At 46.5% G+C, this 18,787-nt stretch carries 11 protein-coding genes; 3 read left to right on the top strand and 8 right to left on the bottom strand.

Annotated features, from left to right (window positions below):
* Window positions 1-20: 20 nt before the first annotated feature.
* From AB6805_RS29230 to xylA, 5 genes are all read right to left on the bottom strand, one after another.
* Window positions 21-2,840, bottom strand: a complete 2,820-nt coding sequence (locus tag AB6805_RS29230) for a SusC/RagA family TonB-linked outer membrane protein (RefSeq protein ID WP_370912977.1) — start codon at window positions 2,838-2,840, stop codon at window positions 21-23.
* A gap of 47 nt (window positions 2,841-2,887) precedes the next feature.
* Window positions 2,888-4,765 carry a RagB/SusD family nutrient uptake outer membrane protein gene (locus tag AB6805_RS29225; RefSeq protein WP_370912976.1) on the bottom strand — a complete coding sequence of 626 codons (1,878 nt, stop codon included), beginning with the start codon at window positions 4,763-4,765 and terminating at the stop codon, window positions 2,888-2,890.
* 11 nt (window positions 4,766-4,776) lie between these two features.
* Window positions 4,777-7,914, bottom strand: a complete 3,138-nt coding sequence (locus tag AB6805_RS29220) for a SusC/RagA family TonB-linked outer membrane protein (RefSeq protein WP_370912975.1) — start codon at window positions 7,912-7,914, stop codon at window positions 4,777-4,779.
* Between the two features lie 416 nt (window positions 7,915-8,330).
* On the bottom strand, window positions 8,331-10,307 hold the full coding sequence (locus AB6805_RS29215) for a family 43 glycosylhydrolase (RefSeq protein WP_370912974.1): 1,977 nt from the start codon (window positions 10,305-10,307) through the stop codon (window positions 8,331-8,333).
* A 179-nt stretch (window positions 10,308-10,486) separates the two neighbouring features.
* The gene (gene xylA / locus AB6805_RS29210) at window positions 10,487-11,815 is read right to left on the bottom strand and encodes a xylose isomerase (RefSeq protein WP_370912973.1); all 1,329 of its coding nucleotides are present in this window, start codon (window positions 11,813-11,815) and stop codon (window positions 10,487-10,489) included.
* 137 nt (window positions 11,816-11,952) lie between these two features.
* Here xylA and AB6805_RS29205 point away from each other — a divergent pair, with 137 nt between their 5' ends.
* Window positions 11,953-12,792, top strand: coding sequence for an AraC family transcriptional regulator (locus AB6805_RS29205; protein ID WP_370912972.1), 840 nt, complete (start codon window positions 11,953-11,955; stop codon window positions 12,790-12,792).
* 5 nt (window positions 12,793-12,797) lie between these two features.
* Here the strand turns inward: AB6805_RS29205 and AB6805_RS29200 are convergent, their stop codons facing one another.
* Both AB6805_RS29200 and AB6805_RS29195 read right to left on the bottom strand, forming a co-directional pair.
* Entirely contained in the window at window positions 12,798-13,553 is a 756-nt protein-coding gene (locus tag AB6805_RS29200) for an SDR family oxidoreductase (protein WP_370912971.1), read from the bottom strand.
* A 71-nt stretch (window positions 13,554-13,624) separates the two neighbouring features.
* Window positions 13,625-14,005, bottom strand: coding sequence for a helix-turn-helix domain-containing protein (locus AB6805_RS29195; protein ID WP_370912970.1), 381 nt, complete (start codon window positions 14,003-14,005; stop codon window positions 13,625-13,627).
* 142 nt (window positions 14,006-14,147) lie between these two features.
* On the opposite strand from AB6805_RS29195, the gene AB6805_RS29190 reads away from it, so the two are divergent.
* Both AB6805_RS29190 and AB6805_RS29185 read left to right on the top strand, forming a co-directional pair.
* Complete coding sequence (locus AB6805_RS29190; protein ID WP_370912969.1) at window positions 14,148-15,638, top strand: hypothetical protein; 1,491 nt, start codon at window positions 14,148-14,150, stop codon at window positions 15,636-15,638.
* Window positions 15,639-15,837: 199 nt separating this feature from the next.
* Window positions 15,838-16,569, top strand: a complete 732-nt coding sequence (locus AB6805_RS29185) for a hypothetical protein (protein WP_370912968.1) — start codon at window positions 15,838-15,840, stop codon at window positions 16,567-16,569.
* Window positions 16,570-16,694: 125 nt separating this feature from the next.
* Here AB6805_RS29185 and AB6805_RS29180 read toward each other — a convergent pair whose 3' ends face one another.
* The gene (locus AB6805_RS29180) at window positions 16,695-18,755 is read right to left on the bottom strand and encodes an ATP-binding protein (protein WP_370912967.1); all 2,061 of its coding nucleotides are present in this window, start codon (window positions 18,753-18,755) and stop codon (window positions 16,695-16,697) included.
* Window positions 18,756-18,787: the final 32 nt, after the last annotated feature.

Below are 18,787 nucleotides of genomic sequence, written 5' to 3'. Positions count from 1 at the left end.
TGATTGGGTGAAAGGCATCATTAGAACATAGCTTTTACTCCCAGGTTATACAAGCGGGTTTGAGGTGCACTACCAATATTCATATCCATCAATTTGCGCTCGGCAGCAAGCGTCAGCAAATTGAAGCCACTCACATACACCCCCATCTCCTTCACGATCTTTTTATTGCCAATCAGATCGCTCATATCATAAGAGATCTGCACCTTGGCCAGGTCGATGCGGTTAGCCTTGTACAACCAGAAATCCGAATTGCGAAAATTGTTATCGCTGTTGAAGGTGGTCAGCCGCGGATATTTCGCTGACTGGGCTGTTTCGGGCGTCCAGCGGTCTCTTACCACTTCAGAATATTTATCCTCTCCATCTACCCAGAACCAGGAATTGTTCTTCATTCCATAGGAACCGAAGCGACCCTGTGCCAGCGCAAAGAAGGAGAAATGCTTCCATTGCACACTTACGTTCACACCTAGTGTAAGCGGTGAGCCAAACCAGCCCCCACGGCCCAGGTATACTTCATCGCGGGTATCAATAACCCCATCTCCATTCTGATCTTTATACTTGATATCGCCCGGTTTTACCTGGCCGAAAGTTTGGGAGGGAGAATTTTTGATGTCATCCGCATCCTGGAAGAAGCCCATGTTTTGCAGTCCCCATATGGCGTCCAGTGGCCTTCCCTGCCGGTATTGGTAATTGTCTTCATAAATCTCCGCCCGTTTTGTGGCAATCGTTTTATAGTAAGTACCTACCAGCCCGACGGAATAGTTAATATCAGACAGCTTCTTATTCAGACTGAGGCTGAAATCAACTCCCATCCGTTTATCGTCATTATAATTTACATAGGGAATGAAAGAAGATGATGGCCAGCCGGTGGTGTAGTAAGAAGGGAACAACACGTTGGGCTGGATAATGTTGCCGGTAATTTTATTGACAAAGAAGTTACCATCCAGTTTTAAAGATTCATGGAAGAAAGAACCTTCCAGGCCGATGCTGATCTCCTCTCTTTTTGGGAAACGCATATCCGGGTTAGCGCCCCTTCTTGACTCCGTGGCCTGTACGCCGGTACCATCTTTCCAGCCGAACCAGCTTCCCTGCGTGGTATAAACACCCTGGTATAAATAGTAAGCAGCAATATCGAGGTCGGTATGCAGCACACCTGCGGAAGCAGTTAAACGAAGATCATCCACTCCCCTTACACCACGCATAAAGGGCTCATTGCTGAGCCGCCACCCCAGCGATACGGTAGGCGAAAAAGCGGTGCGGTTTCCTTCGGGCAGCTTCGCGCTATGAATGACTGCGCCGCTGAAATCGATGTAGTAAGTATGGTTTAAGTTATAGCCCAATTGCAAACCGAGATTGGCGTTGCTGGTACGGTGGTACACGGCTGATTCGGATTGCTGGAAGCCATTTACCAGTAATACGGCTGAAAGATTATGCCTGTTGTCAATGGAGTTCACATAATTGAACTGACCGGAAGCAGAAATCGTTTGCCGGTACCAGCTGTTGCTTACATTCTGCACACCTGAAGTGGCATCCTGTCCGTATTGCGTGAGGCTACTGATCAGGTCCACCCCGGAATAGGTATTCCAGGTGGGCGCATATACCGCATAGGTATTGTTAAAAGCCAGGTTATAAGAGGTGTTGTAGTCAACTGCAAACGCAGAGCGGAAGGAAAGGCCTTTCAGTAAATTTCTCAGATCGGCATTCACGCCGGTGTTGAACTGGAATTGCCGGCTGATGTAACGGTTGTTTCCACCGGCATAAATGGCGGCAAATGGGTTGGTTTGATCCAGCTGTGTTCCGCCCAGCAAATATTTCCCATCAATAATGTGATTGCTGTTCTTCACAAATACATTGGACGCTTCATCATTTGGCTCGATCATATCCAGCGGAATGAGCGGGGAAAAACGATGCGGGCGCAAGGTAGCAGCGCTTTGCCAGTAGTCGGTGTTTACGCCCCTGCCGGTATAGAAAATCGCAGTGGCATCCACGTTACAGGAAATATACTGGTTGAGATTCACATCCACATTACCGCGCAGGTTGAGGCGGTCGGATTTGCCATTGCTCACAGCCTCACCGAAGTTGAGCAACGAACCGGCCGTCTGGTAGCCAATATTGGTATAATACCGCGCCTTGTCATTTCCTCCGGATATCTCCGTGGTTACATCATAGCGGCCAAAGGATTGTTTAAGATATTCATCGGAGTAATAATCGACATTGGGATACCGGTATGGATTTTTACCTGACGCGAACTGGTAGATCGTTTCAGGGCTATACAGCTCGGCCAGTCCGTCGTTGCGGCGGGCTTCATTATAAAGCGTCATATACTCCGCCGATCCCAGGTAGTGGGGATAGGCTTTGGGTACATTTACGCCGGCATTGGCCCTGATATCAATCCGCTGGTTGCCTGCTTTACCTCTTTTGGTGGTAATGTATATAACTCCTTTGGCGGCCCTGCTGCCATAAAGCGCCACGGCATTCACTCCTTTGAGAAAAGAGATCTGTTCAATTTCTGTGGGCACTACATTTCCTTCATCACGGGGCACTCCGTCGATGACGAGCAGATAGCTACCCATCCCCCACATACTATTTCCATTATAACCATTTATCCAGCCGTCCATGTTCTCCAGGCTGGTAGTCATATAGTTTAGTTTCATTTGTGATGCCACATCCACTACTGAAACGCCTCCTGACAGGTCTTTTTTATCCACCTTCCGGAAGGCTACCTGTACCGGGTTACCGGGAGGAATAACAGTGGTAGTTTTTGCCGTGGTGTCCTGCGCCTGCGAAACCGGCGTCAGGTTCATCAGCGCTGCAAAGGCTATTAATGCTTTTATCTGATTCATGAAATTTTGAAATTAACAGTAAACGATACATGTAAGGGTTGCACGTTTTACCAACCCGGGTTCTGTGGAAATTCCAGGTACATATTGGCATCTGAATTTTTTAACGGCAGCCAGTAGTGTTTCTCTGTATACCTGCGTTCCAGGATAACGGATTCGCGTAAATTGAGTACCCGGTTATTCATTGGATCTACAGTACTGAATGAGGACGACCGGTCAAATTCCACCGACTTCTTCAGTGTGTATGGGCTTTGTATCAGCAACATCCACCTTCTTAAATCATTGAAACGATGGCCTTCAAAAGACAGCTCCACGGCCCGTTCCCGGCGTACTTCGCTCATAAAGCCCTCCAGGGAGGCGGTGAAGGCTGCGGCTACATGGCCGGCGCCCGCGCGGTCGCGGATTACATTCACAGCATCTAATGCTGTTTTAGCATAGTTGCCGGCTTTACCTGTGGCGGCGCCATAGCCCTGTGCGGCAGCTTCGGCATACATCAGGTACACATCCGCCAGGCGCATATACGGCAGGTGAATATTCAGCGCTTTGTCGTAGCTCCAGCCATTATCAAACCTGTTGGCAGTGATAGGAATAAACTTATAGAGCAGGTAACCGGAGCGGCTGCCGGTGCTGATGTCGCGGTAAGTTCCACCTGTATAAAGATTGGCGTAACGGTTTCTTTCATCGGTAGTGGCGCCCTGCACACATTTAACCCCATCGAAAACGATATCATTGTAGAAACGCGGGTCCCTGCCTCTCCACGGATAAGCGGGGTCGTATCCTGATTCTGGATCAGCCTTTGTAATATCCTTGATGGGCAGGCCGTTGGCCATGCCGTAATAGTCCACATAATTGGCTGTAGGCACAAAGGTGATGGCTTCTTCTGTGAGCAAAGCCGGACCGTATTGTTTGGCGGTGCCATAAGTGGAGCCATGCGCACCATAGTAAGGACCGCGGAAAATAGCTTCTGTACCGCCTGGCATTAACCAGTTCTGACCGGCGCTATAGAAATTGGTATAGTACTTCGAAAATTCTACCAGCTTGTAAGGCGCATCTCCGGACTCGCACAATTGCAATAACTCACCAAATGCTTCTGCCGCCTTTTTGCAATACTCCGCGTTGTAGGTTTTGCTGCCGGCAGATACATAGTTCATCAGCGGACTGCCTGCCCATAAATAGTTTTTCCCCAGGTAACCCAGCGCCATAATTTTATTAATGCGCAACTGGTTTTTTCCGAGCGTTCTTTTACCTGCTGTGGTATTGTCCCAGTTTACGGGCAGCAGGTTGGCCGCCTCTCTGAAATCGGCCGCCGCTTTATCCGCACATTCACTGTATTTGAGACGTGGTAAGGTGAGCTTCTGATCACCCGGAAGTACTTTATCGATGTATGGTAACCCGCCAAAATACTGGATGAACATAAAATGAAACCATCCCCTGAAAAACAACAACTGCCCTTTAATCAGGTCTTTCTCTTCCTGTGTGGCGTCCGTTAATTTATCAATATTTTCCAGTCCCATATTGGCTTTCCGGATACCGTACCATCCCAGTTTCCACATCGACTTTGCAAAACGGTCGTCATTGGTACTGGTATTATTCCGGTCCATCCAGCCGGCCTGCCAGCCGTCAAACTGCGACTGCCAGCCCCAGAAATCACCATTGTCTATTTTTATGATAAAATGGAAATCACGTGCGGTAGATTGAATTTCATCTTCTCCCCAGTTCCAGGAATTGGTCCAGTAGGCATTGGTAAAATCCGGTATGCAGTGATAAAGTTCTTCGGTAAAGCCCTGGAAACCGATAAAGGTTTTAAAGGCATTTTCTTCCGACACGATAGATTGTGGTTCCTTATCCAGGAACTTCTTGCAGGATGCCAGGCCAAGTATCGTTACGATCCCTGTGGCAGCCAACAACATCTTTGTATACTTATTCATAAAGGTCATGTTTAGAAAGTAAAATTGGCGCCGAGATTGTAACGCTTCACTGTAGGATAAGCTCCCTGGGATGCCCAGCCGGTACCTGCAAAATTTGATTCCCGATCGTCCGGCATCTTGCTCCAGGCGGCCAGGTTATTGCCGTTGAGATATATTCTCAGTGATTCAAGACCTATCCGTTTTATAAATCCTTTATCGAGTGTGTAGGCAATTTCAGCGTTCTTTAAGCGCAGGTAGGAACCGTCGTACATATATTGGGTACCGCGGTAATAGCCTGCTGGTGTGGATAGCCAGCGTGGCATGGGCACATCTCCGTTGGTATTGTCCTTCGACCAATAACTGCCTTCGTTATACACCGTGTGGCCCTGGGAACCTAAACTGTTGAATACCACCTGGCGGGTTACGTTATTCACCCCATAGAATTGTACAAAAGCACTGAGCCCTTTCCAGTCCACGCCAAACGTGGCGTTGTAAGTATTGGCAGGCCATCCGCTATGACCATAGGGAATGTTATCGCTCGCGTCGATTACGCCGTCGCCATTATAATCCACGATGTAATAGTTGCCTGGCAGCTTCTGATTGTCGTTGGTATTATGCATGGTGCTGCCATAAAGTTCATCCCATGTGTTGTAGTAACCCTGGCTCACATAAGAGTAAGCCTGCCCGATCTGCATGCCCTCCGATTTCTGGTAAGCCGGCAGCAGCTCAGGATTGTCGGCTTCAATCACCTTATTTTTGGTATGAGTCATGTTCAGGTCTGACCACAGCCGCAACTGTTTTGTGACAGGATAACTGAAATGTAACTCCACCTCATAACCCCGCGATGTTACGCGGCCAAGATTTGCTACCGGGGGAGTGGTGCCGTAATAAGACGGCACAGACGACCTGTTGGCAAGCAATATTTTGGAACGTTTATCTTCGAAGAAATCCACTTTACCTTTTACGAAACCTTTGAATAATTCAAAGTCGGCTCCAACATTCATTTTCTCCGCCTGCTCCCATTGCACATTCGGATTTCCAACGGTAGATTCACGGTACCAGTTAAACGGACTTTGCTCCGCACCTTCGCCTGTAGTTCCAAGCCGCGAGCGTCCACCATATGCCCATTCTGTCATGTACAGAAAACGGCCTGCTACGTTGTCAAAACCCGTTTGTCCATAAGAGGCACGGAATTTCAGCAGGTCCAGGAATTTTATATTTTCCATGAAGTGCTCATTGGATAAAATCCAGTTTACACCGCCTGACGAGAAGAAGGCAAACCGGTAATCAGGTGCAAACTTCTCCGAGCCATTATAGGCGCCATTGTATTCGAGGGTGTATTTGTTTTTATACGTGTAAGTGGCACGGAATACCCAATCTTCGCGGTACGAGGGTATCATACTGCCGTTGGCGGTAACATTGCGGTTCAGCAATCCCATGGCAGTTACCTGGTGATCGTCCGCAATCGTTTTTGCATAATTTAACTGCAACTGGTAAAACAGTCGCCGTTGATTATCCGAAACCGCACCTGCTGCCGGTGTCCACTTGATGCCTTCCTGGAAATCGAAATTGGTGACGCCGTCAAAAGCACTCTTATAAAATACATTTCCCGTTGCAGGATCAATCCATTTGCGTTGTACATCGTGGTAAAGGTCATTCACTCCCCTGTCGCTTTCAAGGAAGGTATTATCCATTGAAATGGTGGCGTTGAGTTTCAGTCCGTCCACGAGCATATCCAGGTTCTGTTCTACGGTAAAGTCGGTGGTGATGCGTGTAGTGGTCTGGTATTGAATACCGCCCACTGCCAGGCTTCTGGCGGAATTCTCCGCCCGTCCCTCATTTGGCGCATAGTAGCCCCAGGAACCATCCGCATATACCGGCAGGAATACATCCGGCGCGGTAGTGTAAGCGTCGATCCAGGAACCATACTGATTACCCGAAAATCCCCAGGGACTTTTCCGCACACCATATGATCCGGAGAGATTTACCTTGAAGAGTGTAGAGGGCGTTAATTGAAAATCCAGGTTGGACCGGACATTTAATCTTGTAAAACCAAAACCGGGTTTGTATCCGCGTTTGTTATCGTATATTCTAAAGAGATCGCCTTCATGCAGAAAATCTGCGCTGGTGAAATATTTTACGAAACGGGTACCGCCGCTGATATTGAGATTAGCATTTTGCGACGTAGCATAATCCTTGAATAAGGTTTTTGCCCAGTCCACATTAGGATAACGTTCGGCTTCTTCCAGGTTGGCGGGATTCCGGTATTTATCCAGAATTGCCTGTGGGTAATAGTTATTCCAGCTTTCAGGTTTTAATGCCAGCTCATATTCTATGGCTTCGTTAACAGTACGCAAAGCGTCGTACGAATCTGCCTTTCCGGGCAGTTTGGATGGCGCTTTCACGACATTGTTCACCGTAGCCCGGATAGAAGCTTTGCCGAGCTTTCCTCTTTTTGTGGTGATGAGGATAACGCCATTGGCGCCCCGTGAACCAAATACCGCCGTTGCCGAAGCGTCTTTTAAAACCGTCACCGTTTCTACGGAGCCGATATCGACACTGGACATGGGCCGTTCCACACCATCTACTAATATTAACGGGTTACTGTTATTCCAGGTACTAAGACCGCGGATGATCAGTTGAGGATCTTCCTCACCGGGCAAGCCGGTACTTTGGGCGGTAATAAGACCCGGTACATTGCCGGTGAGGGCAGCGCCGATATTTGACACGCCTCCGGCCCTTTCCAGCGTTTTACCGGTAGTTTGGGAAACGGCAGCAACAACGCTTTCCTTTTTCTGCCGCCCATAACCTACTATCACCACATCTTCAAGACCAAAAACATTGTCTTTCAGGGTAACGGCGATGGTCGACTGGTTACGGACGTTTACTTCCTGCGGCGCCTTTCCTATAAAACTGAAAATAAGAATGTGTTTGTCGGCAGGAACGCGGATGAGAAATTTACCATCATTATCTGTGCTGGTACTAATCTTCGTTTCTTTTATCTGTATGGTGGTACCGGGAACAGGCGTCTTTTTCTCATCCAGCACTACTCCCTGTACTACCCGTGTATCCTGGGCCTGTAAGGAAGCACAGGTGAGCGTACCTGACAGCATTACTGCTGTCACGACAAGCCATTTCCACGACTTTTGCGAAAGAATCATTTTAAACATGGAATTCAAAATATTTAATGTTAGGGCAATGAGGGGTTCTGACAGCCAGTACATGACTATCACGCCGGCACACCCGGCGGGAACAATGAGATGCGATAAAAAGCAGAACCCCTAAAGTAATTATCGGATGCTACCCATTAAGTGATGGAACTGAAAATGATTATATCGGGACGTGGTACCCCGGGGGACATTCAAATTTCATAAGTAATCATTTAGTGTTAAATTGACAATTTTTCATAACGGTAATGCGTAAGCCTATCAGGTGGAGCTGAAAGGAAAAGCAACAGACGAATCTACAATAGCCATGTATATATGAATGGCACGAATCTCCAAAAGGATGGAAATAATGTCTAAATAAAGCGCAGATGGCCCTGTCAGGAGCTGCGAAATCAGTTCGCTACAAAAAAACGGGATGTTTATTTTCCTGTTTTTAGCAGCCGGATACTTTTAATAAATATTTCCTGTGAGGCGCCTGCGGGAAACCAAATAAAGAGGTCGTGCTGACCGGAAATATCCTTATTCAGCAAAGGAGCATGCCCGGAAAGTTTACCGGGTTTGATGGGGACGCCGGCAATTTGCCGGCCGTTCTTCAGGTCATCTATCCATACCTTCAGTTCACCACTTTTAGTTGCATCAGCTGTGACTTCAATCGCTTTGGCATCTCCGGCGGCGCCGAAGTCCACTCCTGATATCATCAGCCAGCCACCGTGTGCGGAAGCGTTAGTGACTACCCAATCATCTCCCCGTTTTACTTTATAGGTTCCATAGTGATTGCTGCTTCCTGCAGCTGGCAGGGCAGAAAATCCATCTTTACAAACAAAAAAGTCGAAATCAACCGGACCGCCCTCCGCAAACAAACCAATGCTGGTGCCTACCCAACTGTTATAATTAGGTTGAACTTTATCCAAAGGCACTGCACTGACAGCGGCGCCAACGGGTGTCCAGCTTTTACCATCGGAGCTGAAAAAGCCGGTCAGCTGATGTTCCAATCTTTCCAGTTTAAGCCAAACCTGGCGTCCTTTATTATAGGGTAGCTCCCTCAACGCGGAATCCAATTGAAATACAATGCGTCCGTTGGAATAATAAAGACGGGCAAACACACTTTGGTTGCCATTGGTGAGGTAGATGCCACCATGTGCTGCCGGCTCGCCCGCGCCAATGTCCACCCGGGTGACTGCCGAATAGAAATGGTCGGTTTCCTTTTGCAGCAGGTGCGTTCTGCCGCTGTCGGGAGATAAACGGATCCAACCTTTCCGGTGCGCCAGTGAGTAGTGCGCAGCAGCAGGCCTGGTTAAAAAATGCCACCAAAGGCCCAGGCTGTCGGTATTAAAATGATCGGTATGCACGCTGCGCCAGGGTGTGTTATTGTTATCCAGTGCAGGCTTTACTACTGGTCCGCTTACCGGTGGGGCGCCCCAGGGGCGGTCGCCCTCCCATAATACCTGGTACAAGGAAGTTTGCCTGCCCATACCTGACCAGTCGTCGTTACCTCTTTTCTGGTAACTCTGCCCGATCGTCCACCAGGTACCATCCGCCAGTTGAACGGGCGCTGAAATATGATTAGGACGGGGAAAAGTATTGTGCGGGTCGGGACTTGGTTTGAAAAAATCCCCTAACCGCTCCCACCTGGTGGAATCAGCCGTGAGGGCCGTTGCCCGCAAAACGTACTGTCCGCCGGATACATCGCCGGCCGGGAAGTAATAATAATACCCGTTACGCTTACACATCACAGGACCTTCCGCCCAGCTGTATTGCAGGTTCGCATTGATCCAGTCGAGGTTGATCACCGAATCTGTAAGCTGGCCATCCTGCCCCAGCGCTTGCAGCCGGTTTACCTTCTGACCGTTTTTAATTACCATGTATGGCTTTCCATCATCATCTACAAAAATGGAGTTATCATATCCCAGCGGCCCTGTTTCCCGGTTCTCCTTCACCCGCACGGGGGCAGTCCACGGGCCTTCGGGCGACGATGCTTTGGAAAACCATTGTCCGCCTGAAGAAAAATAGATCCAGTATGAGCCATAAAAATAAGTGATGGCGCCCTGCCATACACCGGCGCTGGGACGATCTGCCACCATACCGGCATGTACCGGCGGCAATACACGGCTGATCACTTTCCAATGTACCAGGTCTTTGGAGTGGTAAATGGGCAGGTAGGGATTGAAATGAAAAGAGGAGCCACAGTGATAGAAGTCGTCGCCGACTTTCAGCAGGGTTGGGTCGGGATGATCTCCCGGTAAAACAGGGTTGACATAGGTATTTACCTCCGAATAAAAACGTGTGGAATCTGTTTCAGCGGGCGGCTTCCTGCCAGGACCGCCTTGCCGGGCAAGCCCGTTTTGTATCGTCAGGCTAAAAAATAAAAAGATAAGAACAATAGATTTTAGTAACATTTGACAAACGTGGTTTTTTGTAGCGGTAAGATAATTCCGCGCTCCTCCAACCGGCAGGTACAAATGTTGAAATGAAGGGTAAAAATGTTTTGACCGGTTGTTTGTTACTCATTTGCAGGCAAAAAAAACTCCGCCGGGTAAATACCGGCGGAGTCAGGAAGGTGTTTTATAAAAACGTTCTACAGATAATTATTGATAACATTTTCCAGGTACTCTTGTCTGCCGCTCTTCACTGCTGGTTCTCCCTGGGCAATTGCAAAGGCGCGCAGTTCTTCCAGGCCTGCCTGTCCTGATTCAAAAGCTTTGGCTGTATCAACATTGAAAGAGGCGTAACGATCCTGGCGTATTTTCCGGTAGTCGCTTTTCTCCAGGATGGCATCGGCAGTGATCAGTGCGCGGGCGAAGCTGTCGACGCCACCAATATGCGCATAGAAAATGTCGGCGGGATCGGTAGAGTTTCTCCGGATCTTCGCATCGAAGTTAATGCCACCGCCTTTAAAGCCACCGCCTTCGAGGATAATCAGCATGGCCTCGGTAAGTTCGTTGAGGTTGGTCGGGAACTGATCTGTATCCCAGCCATTCTGGTAGTCGCCCCTGTTGGCATCCATGCTTCCGAGTAAACCGGCGTCTATGGCTACCTGCAGCTCATGCTGGAAAGTATGGCCTGCCAGTGTTGCGTGGTTTACTTCGAGATTGAGTTTGAAGTCATTCAGCAGGTCGTACTGACGGAGGAAACCGATCACCGTTTCTGCATCATAATCATATTGGTGCTTGGTAGGTTCGCATGGTTTAGGCTCAATAAAGAAGGTACCTGTAAAGCCATTTTTGCGTGCATAATCTCTTGACGCCTGCAGGAACCTGGCCAGGTGTTCCTTTTCCCGCTTCATGTCTGTGTTTAAGAGGCTCATATAGCCTTCACGACCGCCCCAGAAAACATAGTTCTCTCCTCCGAGTGCGATGGTAGCATCGAGCGCAGCTTTTACCTGGGCTGCGGCGTGGCTGAGCACGTGGAAATCGGGATTGGTAGCGGCGCCGTTCATATAGCGGCGATGACTGAACAGGTTGGCGGTACCCCACAACAACTTAACGCCGCTTTCCTCCTGCTTCTGCTTCAGGTACTGCGTAAGCGTTTGCAGGCGCTTTTCATTATCTGCGATGTTGTTGGTGTAATCAACCACATCTACATCATGAAAGCAATAGTAAGGCAGATTGAGTTTGGTAATCAGTTCAAAAGCGGCATCGGCCTTATCTTTTGCGCGCTCAATGGGGTCGGCATTTTTATCCCATTCAAAAATATGTGTTGCTTCGCCAAAGGGATCGGCGCCGGTTCCGTTAAAGGAATGCCAGTAGGCGACCGCAAAGCGTAACCACTCTTTCATGGATTTGCCGGCTACGACTTTGTTTTCATCATACCAGCGGTAAGCTAAAGGATTATCTGTACGTGGTCCTTCATATTGCACGGCAGTAATGCCGCTAAAAAATTCTTTCTTTCCAGTAATTATTTTCATATCCGTGTTTTAATACGCAAATATTGCCTGAATTTAAAAGGTTATCAACCGTTATTTTTGAAAGAAAATATGCTATCTTATCAATAATTTGATAAATTCAGTCATTTATATGATAAGATGGGTTATCTTAAGCCTGCATGAAAACGATTCTTCAAAAAATCACCAATGACTCCAGCCAGAGTTTTGCCTGCCGTATTTATGAAACGCCGCAGTTTGAAACCAACTGGCACAAGCATCCTGAATACGAATTGATCCTGATATTAAAAGGACATGGCACCGCCATGATCGGCGACTATGTAAGCGACTACACGGTGAACGATGTATTTTTCATGGCGGGTAATCTTCCGCATTGGTTCAGGAAAAGTCATCCTAAAATGAGGGGGGCCGCCCTGGTTATACATTTCACCAGGGATTGCTGGGGAGAAGGGTTGCTGCAAATGGCAGAAATGAAAACGATCCAATCGTTGCTGCAAAAGAACAACGGCATACAATTGGAACACGCCCTGAAAAAGGACGTATCGGAAAGCATGCAGCAGATACACCACGAAAAAGGGTTTGATAAGCTGATGCTTTTACTGCAATGCCTGCATCAGATAGGTCATTCCACCCAATATAAAATACTGACAGAAGATTTCACCGACACCGGCAATGTGCTCAACCCGGTTATTGAGAAAATTATTGATTTCTCTTTTAAACACTATCTCGAAAAAGTGACCCTGGAAGAAGTGGCGGGTATTGCGAATATGAGCGTGCCCAACTTCTGCCGGTTCTTTAAAAAAAATATCAAAAAAACATATTTCGATTTTCTGAGGGATTTACGTATCAGCCATGCCTGTAAGCTGCTTACATCCACCACGCAGCCGATACTGGATATATGTTATGAAAGTGGTTATAAAAGCTGGGCGCATTTCAGTAAACAGTTTAAAGAAGTTAAAGAACAAACGCCCAGCGAATACCGGAGAACATATTTATATTGATAAAATTACCGTGTTGTATATCCACCATTTGCAAAAATGGTTTGCCCGGTAATCCACCAGCCATCCGTAACCAGGAACTCTACCAAAGGAGCGATATCTTTGATATCGGTAAGTCCGCCTAATGCAGAAGCTGATTTATGATAAGCTACGGCCTCCGCACTTTCCTGTCCGTAAAAAAACGGGGTATCCATTGGCCCGGGTGCCACCGCCGTTACTGAAATACCACGGCTGCCAAACTCTTTTGATCCGGCACGGGTGAAATCTTCCACTGGCGCTTTCATCCCGGCATAAGTGGAATAGTATCCTGTAAATGCCGCCAGCAGAGAGGTAACGATGGTACATATCTTACCGTTGGCATTCAATTTTTTACCCGCTTCCTGGATAAAGAAATAGGCTACTTTGGAGTTGATGTCGGACATGCTGTCGTATTCCGCTTCGGTGGTATCTACATAAGGTTTCTTCAACACCTTGCCAACGGTATTGATGGCGATGTCTATTCCGCCAAATTTATCAATAGCTTCATCAAAGAATTTAACAATGTTATTTACGTCAGTGAGGTCTGCCTGGAACAGGAATGCCTCCGCTCCCAGGGATTGTACATCAGCCAGTGTTTTTTCTGCGTCAGCCTTTGTGTTTTCGCTGTTGTAGTGAATGGCCAGTCTGGCCCCCTTTTCTGCAAAATTACGGCTTAATAGTCCGCCCAGGTTCTTCGCTCCACCCGCGATTAAAACCACTTTTCCATTTAAATCGTTTCTTGCCATATGAGTTGTTTTTAATTACGGCAAAGATCTGCAGGTCCGGCAGGTTTATCGTGGTGAACTTTTCGGAACTTTCAACCCGGCAGGTTATTTTTCCGCCACTGATCAGGTGTTAACTTTACATACTTTTTGAAGAATTTTGAAAAATTAGACGGGTCGTAGGTCAGGGTGATGGCGATATGCGCAATAGACGCGTTGGTTTCCTGCAGCAGTTGTTTGGCTTTTTCAATAATTTTCTGATCGTAGAAATGACAGGGATGAGCTCCCATTGTTTGCCTGATAGTATCGGTCAGGTGCTTATGGGAAACGAATAACTCAGCTGCGATTTCATTCAGCTCCATCATTTCCATCGCTCTCCCCTTCACCAGGTCATCGAGGTGCTTATCCAACAGCGCGAAGTATTGACTGGTTATTTCCTCACTCCTTTTTATCCGTTTGGTACCGATATCAGCCATTATTACTTTTTTACAAATTTACTATCTAAAGATTATAAATCCACACCTGCAACATGGTGAACTTTCCGGGAAGTATATCAAACTTTTTTTGGGCAATCTTAACTATTAAGTTAGCTTAGGTCAATACTTTCTTTTAATAACTATGAAAAAACACCTGATTATTTTATTCGGCGTCCTTTCTTTGTTTTCCCAGAGCTTTGCACAGAAAACCCAAACGGCCCCCATACAAACGCTTTCCATAAAAGACCTGGAAAGTACTTTCAATGCCGGTGAGAACGTTAAACAATACCTGGCAAAAAAAGGATTTAAAAACGCACACCTCCTGGACAATAATGATTACAACGAAGACACGGTAGTAACCAATAATGCAAAAGGTGATAAGATCCTCCTGGTGTATTATTACGGACGTGTTACCGCGTTATTATTCCAAACTTATTCTTTCCCAACGGCAAAAATGGTATTGAGCAGTGCTGCCTCCCGCTACCAGTTGACCGACAGCGCCGCACTGGCGAAAGGTCCTGACAACAAAACATTCCTGCAAAAAAGATATGCTTACCTGGAGAAGCGGAATACCGCATTATCAACTACTCCACCGTCGCCCTATCCGGAGGGAAGGTTTGTTTTTTGTTTTATCAATCCTTCAGAAGGAAATGAGAAGAAACAGTATACTATTCGTTTCTGGCAAACGCAAACAACGGCAACTTCCGATGTAATGATAGAGATGCCGGATCAGCAGAACCGGCCAACAGCGCTCAATTCATATGAATATGACCGCTTCCAGATCGATTCACTTAAAATAGAACGGTATATACATCCTGCTAAAACCAATCCCATTGCCCCTGGTGTACCCAGCCAGATGAACGAATTTATGCTTCACCATATTTTTGAAGATCATTACCTCCCCCTTCAATTCCTGGATTACGCTAACGTACAATCAATTTTTATAAGCCCGGATGATGAAAAACAACGTTCATTGGAATACCAGTTTAATACTGCCGGACAATTGACGGCTGTTTTAATAAAAAGGCAACAACCTTCCGCAGAAAGGGATTGGGAGCGCTATATTCCTTTCGATGCGGAAGCATATTCAACTGTTACCATCACCGATAACAATCAGGCAGATTTCGGCTTTGATACCAGGCAGCATGCCATAACATACCAGCAAACCATTCCCGTTAAAGCAGGCAATGTGTCGCTCGACTACAATATGGATACGATCATCGCATATAGTCCCAACTGGTTAAGGGTTTATAAAATGCTTAATAAAACGTTCTTCCTGATTGAAGAATACCATCTTTCACCGGAAAGTTACCGGAAGAAAAAGTTAAATACCGGCCTTGAATTTACCCTGGAAGAAAAAGATGGAAATGTATATTACTCCTGCTTCAGCAAGGAAAAAGACCGCATGCAGTTTAAACGGCGCTATTCCAATACCGGTTGGCAGCTACCCTTGACTATTACTGACTACGACGAACGAAGCGCTGCTTATGGCCGTTTATTTGAAAGCTACCAGCAAAAACAGACCGGAGAAATTATAAAAGAAACCCGCCAGCATGGGACTTATGCCTACATAATAGAACATGCCCATTTGAAAGGGTTAACGGGTTGTAAGGTGGTGTATAAAACGTATTAAGGAGAAAAGAAGTATTTTGACTATCTTTTTATTACCTTTACCAGTTACATCCCCTATTGCGCCAAATAATAAATGAAACCCGTAAACTGCTGGTTGCCCCTGTCAGCGCTGTAGTAAAAAGCATAAATTCCACATACCGTTTAACCTTAATTATCAGGTAGCAGCTATTTCTTTTTTGCATTTTATTAAATGTTTAGTGATGAAAACCAAATTATTCGTTGCCTTGCTATTGATAGCAGCTATCGTGGCAATAGCCGGTTGTAGTAAAAGCAATAATAATCCCGGCCAGGGGGATAAGTATAGTGAACTTTTCAGAAACAAAACCTGGTGTGGTGAATTCAAATATGCAAGCAAGCCGGTAACAGAACCGTTTAATATGACTTTTAAAGAGGACGGTACTTTGATTTGGAGGGAATATTCAGGTACTTACAACGGCAAATACACTGTCGACAAAAATGCCGGCACTATCTCGTTTGGATTTAACGCGGCAGCCTCACAGGTGTCGGCAAAGATTGCTGTAGAAGGGGAATTGACAGATTTTACGTTTAGTCAATCAGCCTGGAAAATTATCCACAGTGAAATCAATAAAACAGAAACAGAACAGGTAATAGAAGGCACCACCTGGAAAGGAATTGACTATTATCAAAATGGCTATACCGGAATTGCACAATTCAACTTTCTGATAAACGGACAGGTGCATATTCCTGCCGGGTCGGGGCTTCTTTTGGAGACGACTTCTTATTACGCCCGGGAGTCCGGAACATTGCGGTTTGACCGTGACAAGACTTCCGGCTCTACCAGGATAGCAGGAAAGTTTTTTTTTGTGTTTATGGCAGATAGCAGTCTGAAAGGATATGGATTAAGCCAACTGTGGGTTTCCGGAGGCCAGCCTGAACATTTTCATGACGGGTTTTCCGTTTTGAAGCAATAATCTTAATGCTTCGGTTACATCATGATAAGCACGATGCAAAAATGGACAGAGGCATTGCAGTTCCCCATGGAAATTTATATCAGTGTATAATAATATAAGCCGTCTCAAAAGACGACTCTTTTTCTTTATGATCTTTTTGGCAGCTCTACATAAAAGGTAGTACCGGCATCGGAATTGCTTTCAAACCAGATCTTGCCTTCATGTGCTTCTACGATCTGCCGGGAAATAGCCAAACCTAAGCCAAAAGATTGCTCTCCCGATGTTCCCCGCCTTTTGGCGTCTGTAAACATACTGAAAACTCTATCCTTCAAATTGTCAGGAATCCCTATGCCATGATCAGCTACGCTGATCAAAACAGTGTCTTGCCGGTCGTGCAGTGCAACATTAATCACGGCGCCTTTGGGACTGAACTTTATCGCATTTGCAATTATATTGCTGACCACCCTCCAGATTTTTTCCCGGTTTATATTGATCACCGTTTCTTTGGTATGCAGGGTGATCATTTGTTGCTTTTCAGCCGATTTAAACTTTAACAGGTCTATACAGTAACGAAGCAGGGTATGCATTTCAACAGGTTCTTTCTTCAATCCTGCTGCGGTGATATTCATGTTCAGCAGGTCGGCTATCATATCCAGTGAGTGAAGACTGGAAGTCTTCATCAGTTCAAGCATTTCTTTATCTCCCTGCTGCAACTGCTTACTTTCAAGCAACAAGGTAGAAATGCTGACGGCCGCTGCTATGGGGTTTCTCAGGTCGTGTGCCACCACCTTCATGATGCGGGTATTGTCCAGCTGACTTTGCTCCAGGGAACGAAGCGCCATCTGAAGTTGTTCATTTTTCTGGCCCAGCTTATTATTGAGTTCTTTCGAACGTCTCAGGCTATACCATACTCCTCCCAGGATTATCACCACCATGAGCGAAAAAACCACAAATGCAAGCAGATATCCCGATTTCAATTCATTATCTTTTTTTAATAAAGCCAGTTTATATTGCTGCTCGGTATCTTTAAAGATGATGTCCATGTCGATGTCCTTTAGTCCGGCATTAATCTGATCGACAGAATCCTGGGCTTTTTGAAACTCCTGCAGGTATGGATAGGCCAATAAGTATTGACCGGACCTGTCATAGTAACTCCACTTTATTTTATACCATCTCATACGTAAGCCTTCTTTGGTAGGGTTATTTCCTTTTTCACCCAGGAATAACGCCACCTGGTCCAGCAGCTCATTGGCGGCTTTCAACCGGGAAGTCCTGATATAGAGATCTGCCAGCTTCAGCTTTGCTGTTTGCGCATCCTGGAAGTCATGATCCGGAACGCTGTTGATCTGTATACTTTCCTTTAAATAGCGCTCTGCCTCCTCATACTGATGCAACTTGACAAAGGCGCCACCAAGATTGCCATAAATTATCCCACGGGCTGTTTCGATAAAAGTTTTTCTTTCGGGGTATTTATCAGCATTCCGGTCAATAAAAGCCAGTCCTTCCCGGTAGTAATAAACAGCGCTGTCGGGCATACCGGCGAATTCATACGCCAGCGCAATGGCGGTCAGCGTACTTTGTCCGAATGTAAAGTGCTTATTGAATCCGTCATCGGTTTTGCAGGTGGCATTTTCAATGAGTGACTGCTTCAGATAAGGAATTGCTTTCAGGTATTGTCCCTGGCTATACCTGACCAAACCTAACCGGCCGGTAAAGTCGTAATAACTGCAACTGTCAAGGTACTGCCTGGCGAAGCTCCTCCCATCGTAATAGCGTTTAAAAGCCTCTGCATATCTTCTTTCTGCCATCAAAACATGGCCCTGGACAAAGATCGCGGCGGCATACTCAGGTTTATATTGCTGCACTTTACTCTTTAAAATAAGGGTCATACTATCTGCATTTGACCTGGCCTTTTTCAGGTTAAAATCATAGTATAAATAGAAATTGGCCTTGAAACCATATTTTTTCCACTGATCAATTGGTCCGGGAGCATGAATTTGCTGGAAGGCCGAGTCGAAGTAATGGACAGACTCCCGGACCTTACCTACGTTTAACAGGTCATTCGTCGAGTCAATAATAGCATCCACAAGCCCGGGATGATCGGGAACTTCCGGGGAAAGCGCATCCCTGCAGGAAGCCAGGCAACAGGCTAACAAGAGTGACAGCTGCAGCAACAGGGTATAACTACCGATGGTTTTTACGGACATGAAACGATTTAAAAAGTGATCCTCACTACAAT

The sequence above is a fragment of the Chitinophaga sp. RCC_12 genome (genome assembly GCF_041360695.1).
Classification (GTDB): Bacteria; Bacteroidota; Bacteroidia; order Chitinophagales; family Chitinophagaceae; genus Chitinophaga.
This window is presented reverse-complemented; position numbering and strand designations above follow the sequence as displayed.